Genomic DNA, 22218 nt, shown 5'->3' with positions numbered 1-22218 from the left:
AAGAAAACAATTCTACCGTTGAAGCTCTTACGTGGGATACCGCTTTCAAGAACATAAACGAACCAAGCGGATGGGCCATGAAAGGGATACATGAAGAAGCCTACCAATAAATCCGGCATCAATTGACATAACAAAATCGGATAACTGAAAAATTATCCGCTTTTAGTTTCTTTATTTCGAAAGAAAGATATATATTTGCAACGCTTTTTCAGAAAAGCACCCGATATTGCAGAAAAAACAGTTGCCGAAATGGCTCAGTTGGTAGAGCAATTCATTCGTAATGAATAGGTCCCGGGTTCGAGTCCCGGTTTCGGCTCAAGAAGCGGTAGAATACCGCTTCTTTTTATTTTATATAGTTCTCTTTTTCCATATAATAAAGCCCTTCTCCACGGTCACCATTCTCTAAATCAGTTAACTCTACTTTAAATATTCGGTAGGAGAGAATATTTTTCTGGTGTCTGGGCATATCCACGGTCAGCAGATAGGCATTGCCGTATTCGGTAGCATCGAAGTACTCTTTTATCTCTTGTTTCATCAGAACAGGTACTTCTTCTCCATCTATCCAAACGATAGCTTTTAGTTTGTCAGCCGATGGTGCCAGCAAAACGCCTTTGGCTTGTTTGCTTAAACCTGTTTGCTCAATCTTGCTAAGATCCTGTGCATGTACAAGTGAGGATTTTTCTTCTTTTTGCCATTGCAGGGTACGGGTCAGACTCATGGGGCGAACATATATCTGATAGGTGGGCATGCCTCCAGGGATGTGGAAAATACGTAGTCCATAGACTTCCATACGATGATAGCGAATGTTGAGAGTGGTATCACGATCGGCAATGAAATTCCATGCCCAAAATTCGAGACGTTGGTCTTTTTCCGCTAGTCCGGGTTTTACGGTATGTGGGTAGGTAGACATATTGATAGCTCCCATACTTTGATACTTTCCTTTAGGAATACGGGTGGTGTAGTATCCGTTTTTGTCAGTGATGGCTTGTTTAATGTCATCAAAAGAGGGGCTTTGCCAAAAGATGGAACAACTGTCAATGGGTTGTCCGTTATAATCTGTTACTTGTCCGCGTATGGTTACTGAATCCCGTTGTTGTGCATATCCAGCAGAATAAAGAAAAAATAGGATAAAAAGGAGAATCAATTTAGGAATAAAAGGTGTTTTCATTATTTTATCTGTTAATTGTGTTTTTAATGTGTATCTTTTTCACTTCTCACCACTTCCCATCCTTTGAACTGTATCAGGACTTTATGTAACGTGGTTCCTTGAGCCAGATACAGCACTTTTCTTCAAAATTATCATAATAATAAGAAGCGTAATCCTTTATGAACAGGTAGAGGACAACATTGCAATAAGTCTCAAAACATTTTTCCAGTCTTTCCAATGAAACCCCTGCCTTTGAGAAATCAAAATAAATCACCTGGAAACGGTTGCGCTGGTCGGTGGAATTCTTACCAATCCATAGTCCGCTGAATAACTTTCGAAACGGTCTTTTTGCAAGATGTCATAGTAGGCTTTCATCATGCTTAAGAAAAGGCTTTTTCCGAAACGGCGCGGACGTATCATAAAGATATAGCTGGCTGTATCTTCAATCAGGGGCAAATACATGGTCTTGTCCACATAATAATAATTTTCAGTCCGCATCCGCACAAAGTCCGAGATGCCGTAAGGGATTTGAGTCGCTTTCTTTGTTTCCATCTTTCTTCTTCTCTTTTTTATAGCTATACAAAGTTACACCATTTTTTTCTGATACCCAGCATGGAAAGGGCTGTTTTTTCCACTCTATTTCGAAAACGTTGACAAAAGCACCGCGCAGCCTTCCTCTTTTCGGAGGCAAGGCTGCGCAAAAGTTCGGGGTGCAAAGCATCTCTTCATTTAATGAATGCTGTAAGAGAAGCGTTAAAGATATGCATGAATTTGTCGGAATCGAATTCACGTTGCCATATTATGAATCGTATGCTTCTTCGTGCACTCCCTTCACGGCCCGTCCGCTTGGTTCGTTCATGTTCTTGAAGGCGGCGTCCCATGCAAGGGCCTCGGCGGTAGAACATGCCACACTGGGTACGCTTGGCACGCTGCGGGCTGCGCTTTCACTGGGAAAGTGCTCCTGGAAGATGCTGCGATAGTAATATTCTTCCTTGTTTTGCGGTGTATTGATAGGAAACCGTTCGGCTGCGTGCGCCATTTGCTCGTCACTGATGGCTTCGGCGGTAAGGGCTTTCAGTGTATCAATCCAACTATAGCCCACGCCGTCGCTGAACTGCTCTTTCTGTCGCCATGCTACACTGTCGGGCAACATGTCTGCAAAGGCTTTGCGAACGACTTTCTTTTCAATGGTGTTTCCGGGGCACATCTTTGCTTCGGGATTGAGGCGCATGGCTATGTCCAAAAATTCTTTGTCCAGGAAAGGCACTCGGCCTTCCACTCCCCACGCTGCGAGGGATTTATTGGCACGGAGGCAGTCATAGAGGTGGAGCTTGCCTAGTTTACGCACGGTCTCTTCATGAAAGGCTTGGACTGTAGGAGCTTTGTGGAAATAGAGATAGCCGCCGAACACTTCATCAGCCCCTTCGCCACTCAGCACCATTTTGATTCCCATGCTTTTAATGACGCGTGCCAGCAAATACATCGGGGTAGAGGCGCGAACGGTGGTGACATCGTAAGTCTCGATGTAGTAAATGACGTCGCGGATAGCGTCCAATCCTTCTTGGATGGTATAGTGGATTTCATGATGCACGGTTCCGATAAAGCGGGCCACTTCGCGGGCTTTTATTAGGTCGGGCGCACCTTCCAGACCGATAGCAAAGGAATGGAGCTGAGGCCACCAGGCATCTTTTTTATTGTCGGTTTCTACCCGTTTGCCTGCATATTTCTTGGCAATGGCAGAGATGACGGAACTGTCCAGACCGCCGGAAAGAAGTACGCCGTAGGGCACATCACTCATCAGTTGGCGTTTAACGGCCTCTTCCAGTCCGTCGTGTATGTCCTGGGAATAGGCATTGTTGTTTTTCACGGCTTCGTATTCAAACCAGTCGCGGACGTACCAGCGGGTCATCTTGCCTTCTTTTCCCCAATAGTAATGGCCGGGAAGGAAGGGTTCGTATTCATCACAGAACCCTTCGAGGGCTTTCAACTCGCTGGCGCAGTATATTTTGCCGTCCTTATCCTTACCTATATATAAAGGTATGACTCCGATGGGGTCGCGGGCAATGAGGAAATCGTCTTTCTCCTCATCATAAAGGGCGAAGGCAAAGATGCCGTTCAGGTCTTCGAGGAAGTGAATACCTTTGTCACGGTAAAGGGCAAGGATGACTTCGCAGTCGCTTCCGGTTTGGAAATCATATTTTCCGGCGTACTTTGCACGAACATCCCGATGGTTGTAGATTTCTCCGTTCACGGCGAGGATTTGTTTCCGGTCGGGACTATATAGGGGTTGCCCTCCGCTTTGAGGGTCTACGATGGAGAGGCGTTCATGGGCCAGGATGGCAGAGTCGCCTACGTAGATGCCGCTCCAGTCCGGCCCGCGGTGGCGGAGCTTTTGTGACATTTTCAATGCTTTCTGACGCAGTTCTTGCGTTTGTTGCTTTATCTTGAATATTCCTACGATTCCACACATAATTGTATTTGTTGCTTTATTTATTGAGATAACTGTCTATGTCCGTTGCCGCTTTCCGTCCGCTGGCAATGGCGCGTACCACCAGGCTGGCTCCGCTTGCTGCATCGCCGGCTACGAATACGTTTTCGGCGAATTGGGGATGTTCGGGCTTTAGGAATCCCATTGCCAGAAGAACCAGGTCGGCTTCAATCACTTCCACCTTTCCGGTGGGCTTCATGACAGGGCGGCCGCCGTCGGGACCGGGAGTCCATTCCACCGGTTCCACTTCCACACCGCACACTTTACCGTTTTTGCCTAAAAACTTACGGGTGGCGAGAGACCATAGGCGGCTGCACCCTTCTTCGTGAGAAGAGGTGGTTTTCAGTACGACGGGGAATTGGGGCCATGGAGTGGCAGGATTCTGTCCTACGGGCGGCTGGGGCATGATTTCTATTTGGGTGACGCTTAGGGCACCTTGCCGGTTGCTGGTCCCTATGCAGTCGCTGCCGGTATCTCCTCCGCCGATGACCAGTACTTTTTTCCCTTTGGCAGTAACCAGTTGTTCTTTCGGGAACGTCATGCCGGCAAGGATACGGTTTTGTTGCGCCAGCATGTCCAGTGCCGGGTGGATGCCTTTCAGTTCGCGTCCGGTGACAGGGAGGTCACGGGCGGTCGGAGCTCCGGTGCAGATGCAGTAGGCGTCAAAACCTTCGGGGAGTTGCCGCACATCCACATCGTTGTTCATTTTGAAGTGGATGCCTTCTTCTTCCATCACCCGGATACGGCGGTCGATGATGGGCTTGTGCAGCTTGAAGTTGGGGATGCCGTAACGTAGCAGGCCGCCGGGAGCCTCATTCTTGTCGAAGACGGTCACTGTGTACCCTTTTCCGTTGAGCTGGTTGGCGGCGGCCAGTCCGGCGGGCCCGGCGCCGATAATGGCTACTTTCCGTCCGTTGCGTTCAATGTTCCGGGGCTTGATGTAACCTTCGCGGAAGGCTGCTTCGGCAATGGCCGCTTCGTTCTCGCGGATGGTGACGGGAGAGTCCATGCTCAGTTTCAGCACGCAACTCTTTTCGCAGAGGGCGGGGCAGATGCGGCCGGTGAACTCAGGAAAATCGTTGGTTTCGTTCAATATCTTGTAGGCTTCCTCCCATTTGCCTTTGTAAAGGGCATCTTGGAATTCGGGCTGCTTGTTGCCCAGCGGACAAGCCCAGTGGCAGAAGGGAACGCCGCAGTCCATGCAGCGTGAGGCTTGAAGTTTCCGGTCACGGCTGTTCAGAGTCTGTTCTACCTCGCTATAATCTGATATCCGGTCGTGGATGGGACGGTAGCCCGCTTCCTGACGCGGTATAGTTAAAAATGCTTTTGGATTTCCCATATCTTTGTTGTATTTCTTTGTTGATAATTTGTGTGATGTATTAATAATCTCTTTGTACATCAGCTATTTTTTGCTGTAGCTTGCGCATTTGTTCTTCTTGCAATACTCGTTTATATTCGATAGGTACTACCTGGATAAATTCATCCACATAGTGATTCCAGTTATCTAATATTGTTCGTGCCAGTTTGGAACCGGTATAGAGGTAATGCTGACGGATCAGTTCATGCAGTTCCTTCCGGTAAGATGCCTCCTCGATAAGCGAGAGCTCCACCATTTCCATGTTGCAGAAATAATCGAAGTTGTGGTTTTTGTCCCATACATAAGCCACACCGCCACTCATCCCAGCAGCGAAATTCCGTCCGGTTTCTCCCAGTACCACAACTCGTCCTCCAGTCATATATTCGCAACAGTGGTCGCCTACACCTTCTACCACGGCTGTCACTCCGGAATTGCGGACTGCGAAGCGTTCACCCACTCGTCCGTTGATATACACCTCACCATCGGTAGCGCCATACAGCAGGGTATTTCCGGCGATGGTATTCTTTTCCGCATCGAAATTGCTACGCACGGGAGGCAGTACTGCAATGCGTCCGCCACTCAGCCCTTTGCCTAGGTAGTCATTTGCTTCACCTTCCAGCTTGAAACTGATGCCGTGGGTCAGGAACGCACCGAAACTTTGGCCTGCCGAACCCTTGAATTTAATGTGGATGGTCTGTTCGGGAAGTCCTGCCTGCCCGTATTTCTTAGCAACCGCCCCTGCCAGCATGGCGCCTACCGAGCGGTCCGTATTGGCGATGGTGTATTCCAGGGAAATCTCTTTTCCGTTTTCTATGGCATCCCGGGCGGCGGCCAGTATGGTTACATCCTTTACATGGGCGATGTCGTGCTTCTGTTCCATGACATGGTGTATGGCAGCCCCGTTGTCCACCCGGTGCAACAGTCTGTTGAAATCCAGCAGTGAGGATTTCTTCTCACTTGGCGCTTGTTGTATTTCAATCAGGTCTGTCCGTCCAATGATATCCTCCAACCGGGTGAATCCCATTTCGGCCAAATATTCGCGTACTTCCTGTGCCAGGAAAGTGAAATAATTCACTACATATTCATAGTGTCCGCGGAAATGTTTGCGGAGTTCAGGGTCTTGGGTGGCCACGCCTACGGGACAGGTGTTGGTGTGGCATTTGCGCATCATGACGCATCCTAGTACAATCAATGCGGTGGTACCGAAACCGAATTCTTCCGCACCTAGCAAAGCCATATTGATAATGTCCCGTCCGGTTTTCAACTGTCCGTCCACTTGCAGTTTAACTTGTCCGCGGAGTCCGTTCAGTACCAACGTCTGTTGCGTTTCACTCAGCCCTATTTCGGGCGAGATACCTGCATACCGCATACTTGAGGCAGGTGACGCTCCGGTTCCTCCTTCAGCTCCCGAGATGACAATCAGATCGGCTTTCGCTTTGGCCACGCCGGCGGCGATGGTTCCCACCCCGCTTTCGGCTACCAGTTTCACACTGATTCGTGCCTGTGGGTTTACGTTTTTCAGGTCGAATATCAACTGGGCCAAATCTTCGATGGAATAAATGTCATGGTGGGGCGGAGGGGAAATGAGTGAGATGCCCGGAATGGAGTGGCGGGTTTTGGCAATTACCTCATCTACCTTGAATCCCGGTAGTTGTCCTCCCTCTCCCGGCTTGGCGCCTTGGGCTACCTTTATCTGGATCTCTTCGGCATGGACCAGGTATTCGGTGGTGACTCCGAAACGTCCCGACGCTATTTGCTTGGTCTTGCTGCATAGTGAGATACCTTCGTAAGTGCCTGTAATGCGTTCGCTGTCCTCACCACCTTCACCTGTATTGCTGCGTGCACTCAGTTTGTTCATGGCCAGTGCCAGCGCCTCATGTGCTTCCTTGCTGATAGCACCGAAGGACATGGCTCCTGTCACGAAATGTTTCACGATGTTTTCTATCGGCTCCACCTTTTCAATATCAATAGGGTTTCGTTTGTGCCCGAAGAAGTTGCGCAGGAAGAGGGGGGAATCTTTTTCATCTACCATAGAGGTGAATTCCTTAAACTTTTTGTAGCTGCCCAGTCGGGTGGCCAGTTGCAGGGTGGAGATGGTTTCCGGATTCCAAGCATGCCGTTCTCCGTCTTTGCGGAAGGAGAACAGTCCGTTATGCGGTAAAATGTCGCTCACTTCTTTCGGAGAGAATCCGGCATCGTGCAGGGCGATGGCATCTTTGGCGACTTCTTCCAGACGAATACCTCCGATGCTGGATGTCTGTGTGCCGAAATAGCTTCTCAATAATTCCTCACTGACCCCTACGGCTTCAAAAATCTTCGCGCCCCGATAGGAACGGATCGTAGAGATACCCATCTTGCTCATGATTTTAAACAAGCCCTTGCAGATGGCTTTGATATAATTCTTTTCGGCCGTTTCGTAATTCATCTGCACATCGCCTTTTCTCACCAGTTCATCCAGTACGGCAAAGGCCATGTACGGATTGATGGCACTGGCACCATATCCCAGTAACAGGGCGGCGTGCATCACTTCGCGAATCTCGCCGCTTTCTACAATCAATGCGGTTTGTACGCGTTTCTGAACCGAGATGAGGTGATGATGAACAGCGCTTACCGCCAGCAGTGACGGGATGGCGGCATGAGCCGCATCAACAGAACGGTCGCTTAGAATGATATAGTTTACTCCGTCGGTCACGGATTGCTCGGCCTGTTTGCACAAATTACTCAGCGCTTCCTGTAGTCCGGCTTTTCCTTTGCTCACCTCGAATAGGATGGGGAGTTTCACGGTATTGAATCCTTTATATCGGATATTGCAGAGAATGTCCAGTTGGGTGTTATTTAGTACGGGATGGGGCAGACGTACCATTTTGCAATGGCTTTCGCTGGGTACTAAAATGTTCATTCCTACGGCGCCGATGTATTCGGTGAGCGACATGACTAATTCTTCACGGATAGGGTCGATAGCCGGATTGGTAACCTGTGCGAATTGTTGGCGGAAGTAGTTGAACAGTAACTGCGGTTTGTCCGAGAGAACTGCCAGCGGCGTGTCGTTACCCATAGAGGCGACAGGTTCGGCCCCTGTGTTACACATTGGTATGAGGGTACGTTCTATATCTTCACGCGAGAAGCCGAAGGTGCGTAACATACGGTCATAACCGGCTATCCGGTTGTCTATCTTGCGCCCGCTTTTCAAGGTATCGAGTTCGATGCGGTTGGTAGACAGCCAGGTGCGATAAGGACGGGCTGATGCCAATTGTTCTTTCAGTTCTCCGTCATAATATATTTTACCCTGTTCAGTGTCAATCATCAGTATTTTTCCCGGTTGCAGACGTCCTTTTTCTTTAATCTCTCCCGGTTCGAAATCCATCACGCCTACTTCGCTGGCCACTACCATCATGTCATTGTTGGTGATGAGGTAACGGGCAGGGCGGAGGCCGTTGCGGTCCAACATTCCTCCGGCAAAGCGTCCGTCACTGAACAGCAACGCGGCAGGTCCGTCCCAAGGTTCCATTAGGATGGAGTGATATTCGTAAAACGCTTTCAACTCTTCACTGATAGGGTTTTTATCATTGAATGATTCGGGAACCAGCATCGCCATGGCATGGGGCAGACTCAATCCCGACATCACAAAAAATTCAAGCACATTGTCCAGTGAGGCACTGTCGCTCATACCTGGCTGAATAATGGGGCGGATGGCTTTGATATTCCCCAATGCCGGAGAGGAGAGGACACTTTCGCGTGCTTCCATCCATCCTCGGTTGCCGCGGATGGTATTGATTTCACCATTATGCGCCAACAGACGGAAAGGCTGTGCCAGACTCCATGTAGGAAATGTGTTGGTGCTGAAGCGGGAGTGTACCAATGCCAGTCCACTGGTAAAGTAAGGTTGTGTTAAGTCCGGGAAGTACTCGCGTACCTGCATGGACGAAAGCATCCCTTTATATATAATGTTTTTGCCCGATAGTGAAACGATATAGAAATCTTTATGCCGGACACGTTTTTCAATCTTTTTACGGATAACATAAAGGGTACGTTCCAAGTTTTCCACATCAGTCACTCCGGTGATGAACACCTGTTTGATATCCGGTTCGGTGGCTCGTGCGTCTTTGCCCAAGCAATTGGGATTAGTGGGCACATTGCGCAGATGCATCAGTGTCAGTCCTTCCCGTTCTATTTCCTCAATCATAATACTTAGGATACCGGCTTGTTCTTTTTCATCTTTTGGCAGAAATATTAGTCCGGTTCCGTATTTTCCCTTCTCGGGTACGGGGATACCTTGCAAGAGGATGAATTCGTGGGGGATTTGTAGCATAATTCCCGCGCCGTCGCCGGTCTTGTTGTCAGCTCCTTCCGCACCTCGATGGCGCATGTTCTCCAGTACCTTTAATGCGGAGTCTACCAGTTCATGTGATTTATTGCCATGAATGTTGACTACCATACCTACACCACAAGCATCATGTTCGTTGGTTACATTATAAAGACCATTTTGTTCTCTTTTTACCATTATGACTGTCTTTAGTTTGTAATAATGTTGATTTGTATTTCAGTTTGTTTTGCAAAGGTAAATAATTTATTTCTTTTTGCTATAAAATAAATGAGCTGTGTTAGTAAAAAGATGCTCTTCTGCTTTTGATGCTTACATATTGTTTATTCTGCCTGTCTATTACTTTTAAATCGTAACATGATTTGGCGAAATTGCTTTGATAATGTAAGTTTTCATATTTATTTTAAAAACGGATAAAACATTTCTTTTCGATTTATATTCTTACTTTTTTATCGCTTTCGTCAATTATTTATGGTCTTTTATTGCATTTATGTTAATTGATATTTGTATCTTTGCAGTCAAATCAGAACATATACTTATATAAATTATGTGTGGAATAGTAGGCTACATTGGAAAACGAGATGCTTACCCTGTCCTCATAAAAGGCCTGAAGCGGTTGGAATACCGGGGCTATGATAGCGCAGGAGTCGCATTGATTGATAAAAAAAGGAGGTTGAACGTCTATAAGACGAAAGGAAAGGTCTCAGACCTAGAAGCTTTTGTTTCCCAAAAAGACGTTTCCGGTACAATTGGTATTGCCCACACCCGATGGGCTACTCACGGAGAGCCTTGCCAGGCTAACGCCCATCCTCATTTTTCTTCTTCCGAGAATCTTGCTCTTATCCACAATGGTATTATTGAAAACTACGCTACCCTGAAAGAAAAACTACAAAAAAAAGGGTTCATCTTTAAAAGTAGTACAGATACCGAAGTTCTTGTCCAGCTAATTGAATTTTTCCAGCTTTCCAACCATTTAGATTTACTTACTGCCGTTCAGTTGGCTCTGCATGAGGTGATTGGTGCATACGCCATAGCGGTGCTTGACAAGAATAATCCCGATGAGATTATTACAGCCCGTAAAAGCAGTCCGCTGGTGGTAGGGATAGGGAAGGATGAATTTTTTTTGGCCTCGGATGCTACTCCGATTGTAGAGTATACGGATAAAGTGGTGTATCTGCAAGATGGGGAGATAGCGGTGATTCGCAGAGACAAGGCGCTGGAAGTCGTCAATTTGGATAACCTGCTTCAAAATCCCGAAGTACGTACGGTGGAAATGAATCTGGGACAGCTGGAGAAAGGAGGATACCCGCATTTCATGTTGAAGGAGATATTCGAACAACCCGATTGTATTAACGACTGTATGCGTGGACGCATCAATGCGGACGGTGATAAAGTAGTACTGTCGGCGGTTATTGATCATAAGGAACGTCTGCTCAAGGCTCGTCGCTTTGTAATTGTGGCTTGCGGAACTTCGTGGCATGCCGGATTGATAGGGAAACAACTGATAGAAAGTTTCTGCCGTATTCCGGTAGAAGTGGAATATGCCTCCGAGTTCCGCTATCGTGATCCGGTGATTCATGAAGATGATGTGGTAATAGCTATCTCGCAATCGGGCGAGACGGCCGATACATTGGCTGCCATAGAACTGGCGAAAGAGAAAGGAGCTTTTATTTATGGTATATGCAATGCGGTAGGTTCATCCATTCCGCGCATTACAGATACCGGTTCTTATATTCATGTAGGACCGGAAATAGGAGTGGCGTCTACTAAGGCATTTACCGGACAGGTAACTGTGCTGACCATGCTGGCGCTGACCCTGGCAAAAGAGAAAGGGAGCATGACGGATGAGAAATACCTGGAAGTGATTCGGGAATTGACTGTGATTCCGGCTAAAATAAAAAAGATTCTGATCAGTAATCCCAAGATAGCGGAACTGTCGCGTATCTTCACCTATGCACATAATTTCCTCTATTTGGGACGAGGTTACAGTTTTCCGGTAGCTTTGGAAGGTGCGTTAAAGTTGAAGGAGATATCTTATATTCACGCTGAAGGTTATCCTGCAGCTGAGATGAAACATGGACCTATCGCATTGATTGATGCCGAAATGCCTGTTGTTGTGGTAGCTACGCATAATGCGATGTATGAAAAGATAATGAGTAACATACAGGAAATTAAAGCGCGGAAGGGAAAAGTAATCGCTTTGGTCACAGAAGGAGATACGGTAATCAGCAAGTTGGCTGATGATTGCATTGAGTTGCCCGAAACATTAGAGTGCCTCGAACCGTTGATAGCTACGATCCCCTTACAGTTATTGGCCTACCATGTAGCCATTTGCAAAGGGAAAAATGTGGATCAGCCACGAAATCTGGCGAAGTCGGTAACAGTAGAATAGAAGGCAATGCTGCCGGAGATTATGCAGGAAGTTCCCGGAAGTTTCCGGCATAATTCTTGAAAGATGTGCCGTAAGTTTGGAAAAACGACAGAAGGTCTTGTCATACCTTTGGGATGTTTTTATAAGAATCTGAAAATGATATATTAATTTAAGGAGTAAAGAGAGAGCATGGAACCGTTAAAGCATGAATGTGGGGTCGCTATGATACGACTGCTGAAACCGCTGGAATATTATCAGGAAAAGTATGGAACCTGGATGTATGGCTTGAACAAGCTGTATCTGCTGATGGAAAAACAACATAACCGCGGACAGGAAGGCGCCGGGCTGGCCTGTGTCAAACTGGAGGCCAATCCCGGTGAAGAATATATGTTCCGTGAAAGAGCTTTAGGTTCAGGGGCGATAACAGAGATATTCGGTACGGTGCAAAATCATTTCAAGGATTTGGCGCCCGAACAATTGCATGATGCCGGATACGCCAAGAAATGCCTTCCCTTTGCCGGAGAGGTGTACATGGGTCATTTGCGTTATTCTACTACCGGAAAAAGCGGTATCTCCTACGTGCATCCGTTCTTGCGTCGTAACAATTGGCGTGCCAAGAATCTGGCACTGTGCGGCAATTTCAACATGACCAATGTGGATGAGATTTTCGCACGTATCACTGCTGACGGCCAGCATCCGCGTAAATATGCCGACACATATATTATGTTGGAACAAGTGGGACACCGTTTGGATCGTGAGGTGGAGCGCCTCTATGTGGAATGTGAGAAGGAAGGTCTGAAGGGTATGAATATCACTCACGCCATAGAAGACCGCATTGACTTGGGCAATGTCCTCAAGACTTCGAGCAAGGAGTGGGATGGAGGCTATGTGATCTGCGGTATGACCGGTAGCGGTGAATCTTTTGCGGTACGCGATCCGTGGGGCATCCGTCCGGCTTTCTGGTACATGGACGATGAAATCATGGTATTGGCGTCCGAACGTCCCGTCATTCAGACTGCCTTGAATGTACCTGCCGGAAGCATCAATGAATTGCAACCGGGACAGGCCATCCTTATGAGCAAGACCGGAAAGATGCATCTGGCACAGATCAACCGGGCGAAAGAGAAGAAAGCTTGTTCTTTCGAGCGAATCTATTTCAGCCGGGGAAGCGACATGGATATTTATAAAGAAAGAAAGCTGCTGGGTGAAAAACTGGTGAATCCTATCTTGAAAGCGGTAGACTATGATGTGGAGCATACTGTATTCTCTTTTATACCCAATACGGCGGAAGTGGCTTTCTATGGACTGCTGGAAGGATTCGACAATTATCTGAATGAACTGAAAGTAAAGAAGATAGAGGCTTTGGGACATCATCCCAATCACGAGGAACTGGAAAAAATCCTGTCCTGGCGTATCCGTAGCGAGAAAGTGGCCATCAAGGATATCAAGCTGCGTACCTTTATCGCCGAAGGCAACAGCCGGAATGACCTGGCCGCCCATGTGTACGATATCACTTACGGTAGTTTGATACCTTATGTCGATAATCTGGTTATTATTGATGACAGCATCGTCCGGGGAACTACATTGAAACAAAGCATTATCGGTATTCTTGATCGTCTGCATCCGAAGAAAATCGTCATTGTTTCTTCTTCTCCACAGGTGCGTTATCCGGACTATTATGGTATTGATATGGCCAGCATGGATCAGTTTATCGCTTTCAAGGCTGCTATCGATTTATTGAAAGAACGAGATATGAAAGATGTAATAGCCCGTGCTTACAACAAATCGAAAGACCAGGTGGGGTTACCCAAAGAGCAGATGGTGAATTATGTGAAAGAGATTTACGCTCCTTTCACTAATGAGGAGATTGCGGCAAAAATGGTGGAACTTCTCACTCCGAAAGGTACGCAAGCTAAAGTGGAGATTGTTTATCAGACATTGGAAGGATTGCATGAAGCATGTCCCAACCATACGGGCGACTGGTATTTCAGTGGGGATTATCCTACTCCGGGTGGAGTGAAGCTGGTGAACCAGGCGTTTATAGATTATATAGAAAAAGTATATCAATTCTAAAGAATAACATTCAAGATAGATTAGATGAGAAATGTAACATTGATCCTCGACGACGGGAGCCGTTTCCCGGGCAAGTCGTTCGGTTATGAGAAACCGGTAGCCGGTGAAGTGGTGTTTAATACCGCTATGACCGGTTATCCTGAGAGCTTGACAGACCCTTCATATGCGGGGCAGTTGATGACCTTGACTTACCCGTTGGTCGGTAATTACGGGGTGCCTCCCTTTACTGTCGAACCCAACGGCTTGGCCACTTTTATGGAGAGTGAACGTATCCATGCCGAAGCGATTATTGTAAGTGATTACAGTGAAGAATTCAGTCACTGGAATGCGAAAGAAAGTCTGGCCGACTGGCTGAAGCGTGAGCAAGTGCCGGGCATTACAGGCATCGATACCCGTGAACTGACAAAAGTCCTTCGCGAACATGGGGTGATGATGGGGAAGATCGTATTTGATGATGAGCCCGATAAAGTGCCCGAAGCAACGTATGCAGGTATCAACTATGTGGATAAAGTATCATGCAAGGAGGTGATTCGTTACAACGAAGGCGCCGGCAAGAAGAAAGTGGTGTTGGTGGATTGTGGTGTAAAGACAAATATCATCCGCTGTCTGCTGAAACGGGATGTGGAAGTGATCCGCGTTCCTTGGAACCATGATTTTACAGGGATGGAGTATGACGGATTGTTTATCTCGAACGGCCCGGGTGATCCGGATACATGTGATGAGGCGGTACAGCATATCCGCAAGGCGATGAGCCTGAGCGACAAGCCTATCTTTGGCATTTGTATGGGGAATCAGTTGCTTTCAAAGGCGGGAGGTGCTACTATCTATAAATTGAAATACGGTCATCGCAGTCATAACCAGCCGGTGCGCATGGTGGGAACGGAACGTTGTTTCATTACCAGCCAGAACCATGGTTATGCAGTAGATAATAATACATTGGGAACCGATTGGGAACCGCTGTTCATCAATATGAATGATGGTTCCAACGAGGGCATCAGGCATAAAACCAAACCTTGGTTCTCGGCACAGTTCCATCCGGAAGCGGCGTCGGGACCTACGGATACCGAGTTCCTGTTTGATGAATTTGTGAAGTTGCTATAAACCGTGTATTAAAAAGAACAAGTATGAAAGACGAAATAAAGAAAGTATTATTATTAGGTTCCGGCGCCTTGAAGATTGGCGAGGCCGGAGAGTTTGACTATTCAGGCTCGCAAGCGCTGAAAGCCTTGAAGGAGGAAGGGATTGAAACGGTTCTGATCAACCCAAACATTGCTACTGTGCAGACCAGCGAAGGGGTGGCGGACCAGATTTATTTCCTGCCCGTTACTCCTTATTTTGTGGAAAAGGTGATAGAAAAGGAACGTCCGGATGGTGTGCTCCTGTCTTTCGGCGGACAAACTGCCTTGAACTGTGGGGTGGCACTGTACAAAGCAGGTATTTTCGAAAAATACAATGTCCGTGTGTTGGGTACTCCCGTGCAGGCCATCATGGATACGGAGGACCGTGAGTTGTTTGTAGAAAAACTGAATGAAATCAATGTAAAGACCATCAAGAGTGAAGCGGTGGAAAACTTGGAAGATGCCCGTCGCGCTGCTAAAGAATTAGGTTATCCGGTTATTATCCGTGCCGCCTACGCATTGGGTGGACTAGGCTCTGGTTTCTGTGACAATGAAGAGGAACTGAATGTTTTGGCTGAAAAGGCCTTCTCTTTCTCGCCGCAGGTATTGGTGGAAAAGAGTTTGAAAGGCTGGAAGGAGGTGGAATATGAAGTGGTCCGCGACCGTTATGATAACTGCATCACTGTATGTAACATGGAGAACTTTGACCCGCTGGGTATCCATACCGGCGAGTCTATCGTGATTGCCCCTTCGCAGACACTGACCAATGCGGAGTATCATAAACTTCGTGAACTGGCTATCCGTATCATCCGCCATATCGGCATTGTGGGCGAATGTAATGTACAGTATGCCTTCGATCCCGAATCGGAAGATTACCGTGTCATTGAGGTCAACGCCCGTCTTTCGCGTTCGTCTGCATTGGCTTCCAAAGCGACCGGATATCCGTTGGCTTTCGTTGCCGCCAAATTAGGCTTGGGATACGGGTTGTTCGACTTGAAAAACTCGGTGACAAAGACCACCAGCGCATTCTTCGAGCCTGCACTGGACTATGTGGTGTGCAAGATTCCCCGTTGGGATTTGGGCAAGTTCCATGGTGTGGACCGTGAGTTGGGCTCGTCCATGAAATCGGTGGGCGAGGTGATGGCTATCGGACGCACTTTCGAGGAAGCCATTCAGAAAGGTTTGCGCATGATTGGCCAGGGAATGCATGGTTTCGTGGAGAATAAGGAACTGGTTATAGAAGATGTGGACAAAGCCCTCCGTGAACCGACGGATAAACGTATCTTCGTGATCAGCAAAGCCATGCGTGCAGGTTACACGGTAGACCAGATTCATGAGCTGACCAAGATTGACAAATGGTTCTTGCAGAAATTGCAGCACATCATGAACACTTCTAAAGAGATGCACGAGTGGGGCAATAACCACAAGCAGATTACCGATATGCCGGACGAGCTGCTCCGCAAGGCGAAAGTGCAGGGATTCTCCGATTTCCAGATAGCCCGTGCCATTGGCTACGAGGGAGATATGGAAGACGGCATCCTGTATGTGCGCAATCATCGCAAGCAGGTGGGAATCCTTCCGGTGGTGAAACAAATCGACACGTTGGCTGCCGAATACCCTGCACAGACCAACTATCTGTACTTGACTTATAGCGGCGTGGCCAATGATGTGAAGTACTTAGGCGACCATAAATCCATTGTGGTACTGGGTTCGGGCGCTTACCGCATCGGTTCGTCGGTGGAATTTGACTGGTGTGGGGTACAGGCCTTACAGACCATCCGTAAGGAGGGTTACCGCAGTGTCATGATCAACTATAACCCCGAAACGGTTTCTACCGACTATGATATGTGCGATCGTCTTTACTTTGACGAACTTACTTTTGAGCGTGTGATGGATATCCTCGAACTGGAGAACCCTCACGGAGTCATTGTATCTACCGGCGGTCAGATTCCCAATAACCTGGCTCTCCGTCTGGATGCGCAAAATGTAAATATCCTCGGTACCAGTGCCAAGAGCATTGATAATGCTGAGGACCGTGATAAATTCTCGGCCATGCTGGACCGCATTGGGGTGGATCAGCCTGAATGGAGCGCATTGACTTCTATGGAGGATATCCATGCTTTTATTGATAAAGTAGGCTTCCCTGTTTTGGTACGTCCCTCGTATGTGCTGAGTGGTGCGGCCATGAACGTCTGCTCCAATCAAGAGGAATTGGAACGCTTCCTGAAACTGGCTGCAAACGTATCGAAAAAGCATCCGGTAGTGGTGAGCCAGTTCATTGAGCACGCTAAGGAAGTGGAAATGGACGCTGTGGCACAGAATGGTGAGATTGTGGCATACGCTATCAGTGAGCACATTGAATATGCCGGCGTGCACTCGGGGGATGCCACCATTCAGTTCCCTCCTCAGAAACTGTATGTGGAAACGGTACGCCGCATCAAGCGCATCTCCCGTCAGATAGCCAAGGAATTGAATATCTCCGGTCCGTTCAATATACAATATCTGGCAAAGGATAACGATATCAAGGTGATTGAATGTAACCTTCGTGCTTCACGCAGCTTCCCCTTTGTCAGCAAGGTGTTGAAAATCAATTTTATCGAACTGGCTACGAAGGTGATGCTCGGATTGCCGGTAGAGAAACCGAACAAGAATCTTTTCGAGTTGGATTATGTGGGTATTAAGGCCAGCCAGTTCTCTTTCAACCGTTTGCAGAAAGCCGATCCGGTATTGGGCGTAGATATGGCCTCTACCGGTGAAGTAGGCTGCATCGGTACGGATACTTCGTGTGCCGTATTGAAGGCGATGTTGTCTGTGGGCTATCGTATTCCGGAAAAGAGTGTGTTGCTTTCAACTGGTAACGCCAAGCAGAAAGCGGATACTTTGGAAGCTGCCCGTATGTTACAGAAGAAAGGTTATAAACTTTATGCCACCGGAGGCTCATCGCACTTCCTGACCGAAAACGGGGTGGAAAATACCCGTGTTTACTGGCCCAGCGAGGAAGGGCAACCTCAGGCATTGGATATGTTGCATCGGAAAAAGATAGATATGGTAGTCAATATACCGAAGAACCTGACAGCCGGGGAGTTGGATAACGGGTACAAGATCCGTCGTGCCGCCATCGACCTGAATGTGCCCTTGATTACCAATGCCCGTCTGGCAAGCGCGTTTATCAATGCCTTCTGTACCATGACGGTGGATGATATCGCTATCAAGAGCTGGGCGGAATATAAATGATTTGAATGTTTAGTGATGTGTGGTTAATGGGGTGCGGCATAACAGTGCACTCCATTAACTATTAATCAGTGACTTCTCTTTCATTAGAAAATTATTCACTATTCTTTCTTTGTTCACAAAAAGTTTCCTAATTTTGTCCGATTAGGAATCCTAAAGATATTCAATACAAATGGATTGTGAACACAAGCTTAAAGCATTAGAGCAGGAAATTGAATCGTTGAAAGAGGAGAACAGGCTGCTGAAAGAAAAATTATCTTCTTCTGAAAAAAACTTTGATAGCGTTAGTTTCAAGGAGAAATATGCGGTAAGAATATTAGATTCTTTGCCGGATATGCTCACCGTATTCAATCATGAGGAAACGGGTATAGAAGTGGTGTCTAATGAAGAAACCAATCATGTGGGTGTATCCAACAATGATTTTAAAGGGATGCGTATGCAGGATATGGTTCCTAAAGAAGCTTATCACAATATACATAATAATCTTCAGAAGGCTATTGCGACAGGTAGAGGTTCTACCGCCCATCATGAATTGGATGTGGACGGGACACTTCATTATTATGAAAATCGTATTTTCCCCTTAGATGAAGAATATGTACTGATAATGTGTCGTGATATTAGTGAAAGAGTTGCCACACAGCAGAACTTGGAAATATTTAAACGGGTACTGGATAAGGTCAGTGATAGTATTCTGGCTGTATCGGTTGACGGAACCTTAGTTTATGCCAACCGGCAGTTTATTGAGGAATATGGAGTGAAAGAGGAGTTGGGCACACAAAAAGTTTATGATTTACCTGTTTCTCTGAATACCAAAGAAATATTTGATAAACGTGTTCAAGAGATTCGTGATAATGGAGGTAATTTTGCTTATCGTGCTAAATATACCCGTGTGGGAGAAACAAAACTTCGTGTTCATCAGGTTTCGGCTTTTATGATTCAAAATCAGGGTGAGGAAATGATTTGGTTCTTTACGCAGGATATAACGGATGTTATCAAGAACCGTGACGAATTGCGTGAACTGAATTATCTGATGGATGCCATACTGAATAATATTCCTGTTTATTTGTTTGTGAAAGACCCTGAGGATGATTTCCGATACCTTTATTGGAACAAAGCATTTGCCAGTCACTCTAAAATTCCTGCTTCCAAGGCATTGGGTCATATTGATTTTGAAGTGTTTCCTGAGCATGAGAATGCGGAGAAGTTTCATCGGGATGATTTGGAATTGATCCGTACCCGAGAGCGCATGGAAATGCAGGAAACGTATGTGACGGCTACAGGCGAGACCCGCATCGTGCAGACTTTAAAAACATTAGTTCCTCTGGAAGGGCGTGCACCGCTTATTATTGGCATTTCGTGGGATATTACTAATATGCAGAACATAGAGCAAGAGCTGGTTCAGGCCCGTATCAAGGCTGAGCAGTCCGACAGGCTGAAAACAGCCTTTCTAGCCAATATGAGCCATGAAATCCGTACTCCTTTGAATGCAATAGTAGGTTTTTCCCGTTTGATGACTATGGCGGATAATGTGGCGGATGAAAAACTTTATTCGGATATTATCAACCAGAATTCGGAAATATTGTTGCAATTAATCAATGATATTCTTGATTTGGCAAAAATAGAGGCCGGTACATTGGAATACGTCAGATATCCAATGGACTTGGGAGAATTGTGCCGTAATGTGTATGAGATGCACAAGGATCGGGTGCAGACTGGGGTTGTTTTGATATTAGACAATAAAGACACCAGCTTGATAATCAATGAAGATCAGAACCGAATTATGCAAGTCGTTACAAATTTGATAACCAATGCTATAAAATTTACTTTCAAAGGGGAAATCCGTTTTGGTTTTGAAGTGAGGAAGGAGTATATTGATTTTTATGTAAAAGACACAGGGATGGGGATCTCCGAGGAGAAGATTAAAATGATTTTTGAGCGTTTCGTGAAACTGAATACTTTTGTTCAGGGAACAGGCTTGGGGCTTGCGATTTGTAGGGTGATTGTAGAAAAAATAGGTGGAGAGATTACTGCGGAATCCAAACTGAATGAAGGTTCTACTTTTCGTTTTACGATTCCTTATAAGGCGGGTAAAAAATGTCCGGAATCCGGAAGGGGTACGAAGTGTCCGGAATCAGGGAGTACGGGACTGAGAAAAGTATTGCAAAGAAGAACAGTACTGGTGGCGGAAGATGTGGACAGCAACTTTTTGCTGTTAAAGACATTGTTAGGAAAAAGATGTAATCTGCTATGGGCTAAGGATGGAGAGGATGCGGTGAATCAATTTAAAGAACATCAGCCTGACTTGATTTTGATGGATATCAAGATGCCCCATATGGATGGGCTGGAGGCTACGCGCCTGATTCGTTCTTATTCAAAAGAAGTGCCTATTGTCGCTTTGACTGCCTTTGCTTTTGAGTCCGACAAAGACAGAGCTATAGAAGCCGGATGCGATGATTTTCTGACTAAGCCGGTTTCACAAAATGCCTTGGAAAAAGTGTTGGATAAATATGTTAAGTAGACATTAGCGAGGTATAGTGCGTAAAGACAGCCGACAATATGGACCAGAATAGGGAAGGGAGGATGCAATGCGAAGATTATAGATCTTACCCCCGGAAGATTATAGATCTTGCAGGTGAAAGATTTATATCTTTGGGTTGTAAGTTACGATGAACCTATAGTAAATAGAAACGGACTTTTATAAAAACAAAAGAGGAACTGCCCTTTCATAGGCAATCCCTCTTTTCTGAATTTGAGAGCATGTTATTTAACTTCGATAACCTTAGCTGCTTTTTCTTTGTCTTCCGGCGTACGCTTCGGCAGCTCGATAGTTAATACACCATCGTTTACTTTTGCATCAATTTTATCTTTATCTACATCATCAGGCAGGATCAATGTCTGTTGAAATTTAGAATAAGAGAATTCGCGACGCAAGTAACGGCTTTCTTTCTTGCCTTCTTTATCACCTTCAGTACTTTCTGTTTTCTTTTCCATAGAGATAACCAAGTCGTTGTCTTCGTTGATATGAATCTTGAAGTCTTCTTTGGTCATTCCCGGAGCGGCGACTTCTACTTTGTAGTCTTTGTCACTTTCAATAACATTGATGGCGGGAGCTGTTGCATTGGCTTTTACCATCCAGTCGTTATCAAAGAAATCATTAAAAATACTTGGTAACCATGTTTGGTTTGATCTTCTTACTGGCATCATAATCTTAATCTCCTATAGGTTTTGGTTAAACATTTTGTTTATTTCTGAATTCCTTCACCTTTCGGTTTTGTCATTCACTATCCATAATGCAAACCGCATACCATTAGTTCGATGATATGCGGTTTATATTGCACTCTTTTAAACCTATAAAGGTTTTCTTAAAGATTAAAACCTTTGCATTAAAAGTTGGTAAGCCTCTTTAAACATTTGATTGTCAAGACTACTGCCAATTTGTAATTTTAGGGGGGACAGATTGACAGTCGTTCTATATCAGCTTGAACCGCATACGGAAGATTCCGTCTTTATAGTCGTAGCTTATAATTTTAAATGTACCTATTTCGGACGTATTTTTCACGTGTTGACCTATACAGAGGCATTCGTCGTAATCGCCGACTTTTACAATCCGTACGGTTTCGGAAGCTTTTTCCGGTAAGCGTTTCATGTCAAAACGTCCTATAGCTTCCTCTTGAGAGATAAATTCCATTGTAACGGGCAAATTTCTTCGCAATACTTCGTTTACGGTGTTTTCTATTCTTGTAATATCCGTTTCTTCCGGACATGTTTGCAGCGCAAAATCCAGCTTGCTTTTTTTGCGTTCTATATGGGCGGATATTGCTCGTCCGCATCCGAAAAGATTGACCATTGTCCTGTTTATGACATGCTCTGTGGTATGCATGGGAGGGTACTCCTGTTTATTATGGTCGTTGAGTGATGGTTGTTCCATAGTTATTTTATTTTTGTTCTGATTTTGATGGGATATTAAAATCCGTTCAAAGATAAATTATTCTTTTGTAATGAGGAAGCAGAGAGGAAATGATTGCTTTTGTATTATTATAAAACAACGAATTTTAAAAGATACTTAATGCCAAAGGGGGAGCACATTCGTAAAAATGTATGACGTTCACGAG

At 46.1% G+C, this 22218-nt stretch carries 13 protein-coding genes and 1 tRNA gene; 6 read left to right on the top strand and 8 right to left on the bottom strand.

Annotated elements, in window-relative coordinates; genetic code table 11:
* Positions 1-243 precede the first annotated feature (243 nt).
* Positions 244-316 (top strand) — tRNA-Thr (locus tag GKD17_RS15200).
* Between the two features lie 27 nt (positions 317-343).
* On the opposite strand, the gene GKD17_RS15195 is transcribed toward GKD17_RS15200, so the two are convergent.
* From GKD17_RS15195 to gltB, 6 genes are all read right to left on the bottom strand, one after another.
* Entirely contained in the window at positions 344-1168 is an 825-nt protein-coding gene (locus tag GKD17_RS15195; RefSeq protein WP_007832297.1) for a carboxypeptidase-like regulatory domain-containing protein, read from the bottom strand.
* Positions 1169-1241: 73 nt separating this feature from the next.
* Positions 1242-1460 carry a P-loop NTPase family protein gene (locus tag GKD17_RS15190; RefSeq protein ID WP_117682147.1) on the bottom strand — a complete coding sequence of 73 codons (219 nt, stop codon included), beginning with the start codon at positions 1458-1460 and terminating at the stop codon, positions 1242-1244.
* On the bottom strand, positions 1418-1699 hold the full coding sequence (locus GKD17_RS15185; RefSeq protein ID WP_007832301.1) for an AAA family ATPase: 282 nt from the start codon (positions 1697-1699) through the stop codon (positions 1418-1420). The genes GKD17_RS15190 and GKD17_RS15185 overlap by 43 nt, the downstream gene beginning before the upstream one ends.
* Before the next feature lie 247 nt (positions 1700-1946).
* Positions 1947-3617 (bottom strand): asparagine synthase B, encoded by a 1671-nt coding sequence (gene asnB / locus GKD17_RS15180; RefSeq protein WP_007832309.1) that lies wholly within the window; start codon positions 3615-3617, stop codon positions 1947-1949.
* A 16-nt stretch (positions 3618-3633) separates the two neighbouring features.
* Positions 3634-4974 carry a glutamate synthase subunit beta gene (locus GKD17_RS15175; RefSeq protein ID WP_032935625.1) on the bottom strand — a complete coding sequence of 447 codons (1341 nt, stop codon included), beginning with the start codon at positions 4972-4974 and terminating at the stop codon, positions 3634-3636.
* Between the two features lie 40 nt (positions 4975-5014).
* Entirely contained in the window at positions 5015-9493 is a 4479-nt protein-coding gene (gene gltB / locus GKD17_RS15170) for a glutamate synthase large subunit (RefSeq protein WP_007832313.1), read from the bottom strand.
* 367 nt (positions 9494-9860) lie between these two features.
* On the opposite strand from gltB, the gene glmS reads away from it, so the two are divergent.
* From glmS to GKD17_RS15145, 5 genes are all read left to right on the top strand, one after another.
* The gene (glmS, locus tag GKD17_RS15165) at positions 9861-11705 is read left to right on the top strand and encodes a glutamine--fructose-6-phosphate transaminase (isomerizing) (RefSeq protein ID WP_007832314.1); all 1845 of its coding nucleotides are present in this window, start codon (positions 9861-9863) and stop codon (positions 11703-11705) included.
* Between the two features lie 168 nt (positions 11706-11873).
* Positions 11874-13757, top strand: a complete 1884-nt coding sequence (locus tag GKD17_RS15160) for an amidophosphoribosyltransferase (protein ID WP_007832316.1) — start codon at positions 11874-11876, stop codon at positions 13755-13757.
* Between the two features lie 24 nt (positions 13758-13781).
* Positions 13782-14858: a glutamine-hydrolyzing carbamoyl-phosphate synthase small subunit gene (gene carA, locus GKD17_RS15155; protein ID WP_007832318.1), complete on the top strand. Its 1077-nt coding sequence runs from the start codon at positions 13782-13784 to the stop codon at positions 14856-14858.
* 23 nt (positions 14859-14881) lie between these two features.
* Positions 14882-18109 carry a carbamoyl-phosphate synthase (glutamine-hydrolyzing) large subunit gene (gene carB / locus GKD17_RS15150; protein WP_007832321.1) on the top strand — a complete coding sequence of 1076 codons (3228 nt, stop codon included), beginning with the start codon at positions 14882-14884 and terminating at the stop codon, positions 18107-18109.
* Positions 18110-18278: 169 nt separating this feature from the next.
* Positions 18279-20624, top strand: coding sequence for a PAS domain-containing protein (locus tag GKD17_RS15145; protein WP_007832322.1), 2346 nt, complete (start codon positions 18279-18281; stop codon positions 20622-20624).
* Positions 20625-20866: 242 nt separating this feature from the next.
* Here the strand turns inward: GKD17_RS15145 and GKD17_RS15140 are convergent, their stop codons facing one another.
* Positions 20867-21310: an Hsp20/alpha crystallin family protein gene (locus tag GKD17_RS15140; RefSeq protein WP_005839658.1), complete on the bottom strand. Its 444-nt coding sequence runs from the start codon at positions 21308-21310 to the stop codon at positions 20867-20869.
* A gap of 265 nt (positions 21311-21575) precedes the next feature.
* Complete coding sequence (locus tag GKD17_RS15135) at positions 21576-22034, bottom strand: alanyl-tRNA editing protein (protein WP_007832327.1); 459 nt, start codon at positions 22032-22034, stop codon at positions 21576-21578.
* Positions 22035-22218: the final 184 nt, after the last annotated feature.

The sequence above is a fragment of the Phocaeicola dorei genome (genome assembly GCF_013009555.1).
Classification (GTDB): Bacteria; Bacteroidota; Bacteroidia; order Bacteroidales; family Bacteroidaceae; genus Phocaeicola; species Phocaeicola dorei.
The sequence above is the reverse complement of the archived record's forward strand: the minus strand, read 5'-3'. Positions and strand labels throughout refer to the sequence as shown.

Coding starts and splice junctions, on each gene's coding strand:
- GKD17_RS15160 (WP_007832316.1), top strand. CDS start 11,874: ATGGAACCGTTAAAGCATGAATGTGGGGTCGCTATGATACGACTGCTG.
- carA (WP_007832318.1), top strand. CDS start 13,782: ATGAGAAATGTAACATTGATCCTCGACGACGGGAGCCGTTTCCCGGGC.
- GKD17_RS15140 (WP_005839658.1), bottom strand. CDS start 21,310: ATGATGCCAGTAAGAAGATCAAACCAAACATGGTTACCAAGTATTTTT.
- GKD17_RS15195 (WP_007832297.1), bottom strand. CDS start 1,168: ATGAAAACACCTTTTATTCCTAAATTGATTCTCCTTTTTATCCTATTT.
- GKD17_RS15145 (WP_007832322.1), top strand. CDS start 18,279: ATGGATTGTGAACACAAGCTTAAAGCATTAGAGCAGGAAATTGAATCG.
- GKD17_RS15135 (WP_007832327.1), bottom strand. CDS start 22,034: ATGGAACAACCATCACTCAACGACCATAATAAACAGGAGTACCCTCCC.
- GKD17_RS15185 (WP_007832301.1), bottom strand. CDS start 1,699: ATGGAAACAAAGAAAGCGACTCAAATCCCTTACGGCATCTCGGACTTT.
- carB (WP_007832321.1), top strand. CDS start 14,882: ATGAAAGACGAAATAAAGAAAGTATTATTATTAGGTTCCGGCGCCTTG.
- glmS (WP_007832314.1), top strand. CDS start 9,861: ATGTGTGGAATAGTAGGCTACATTGGAAAACGAGATGCTTACCCTGTC.
- asnB (WP_007832309.1), bottom strand. CDS start 3,617: ATGTGTGGAATCGTAGGAATATTCAAGATAAAGCAACAAACGCAAGAA.
- gltB (WP_007832313.1), bottom strand. CDS start 9,493: ATGGTAAAAAGAGAACAAAATGGTCTTTATAATGTAACCAACGAACAT.
- GKD17_RS15175 (WP_032935625.1), bottom strand. CDS start 4,974: ATGGGAAATCCAAAAGCATTTTTAACTATACCGCGTCAGGAAGCGGGC.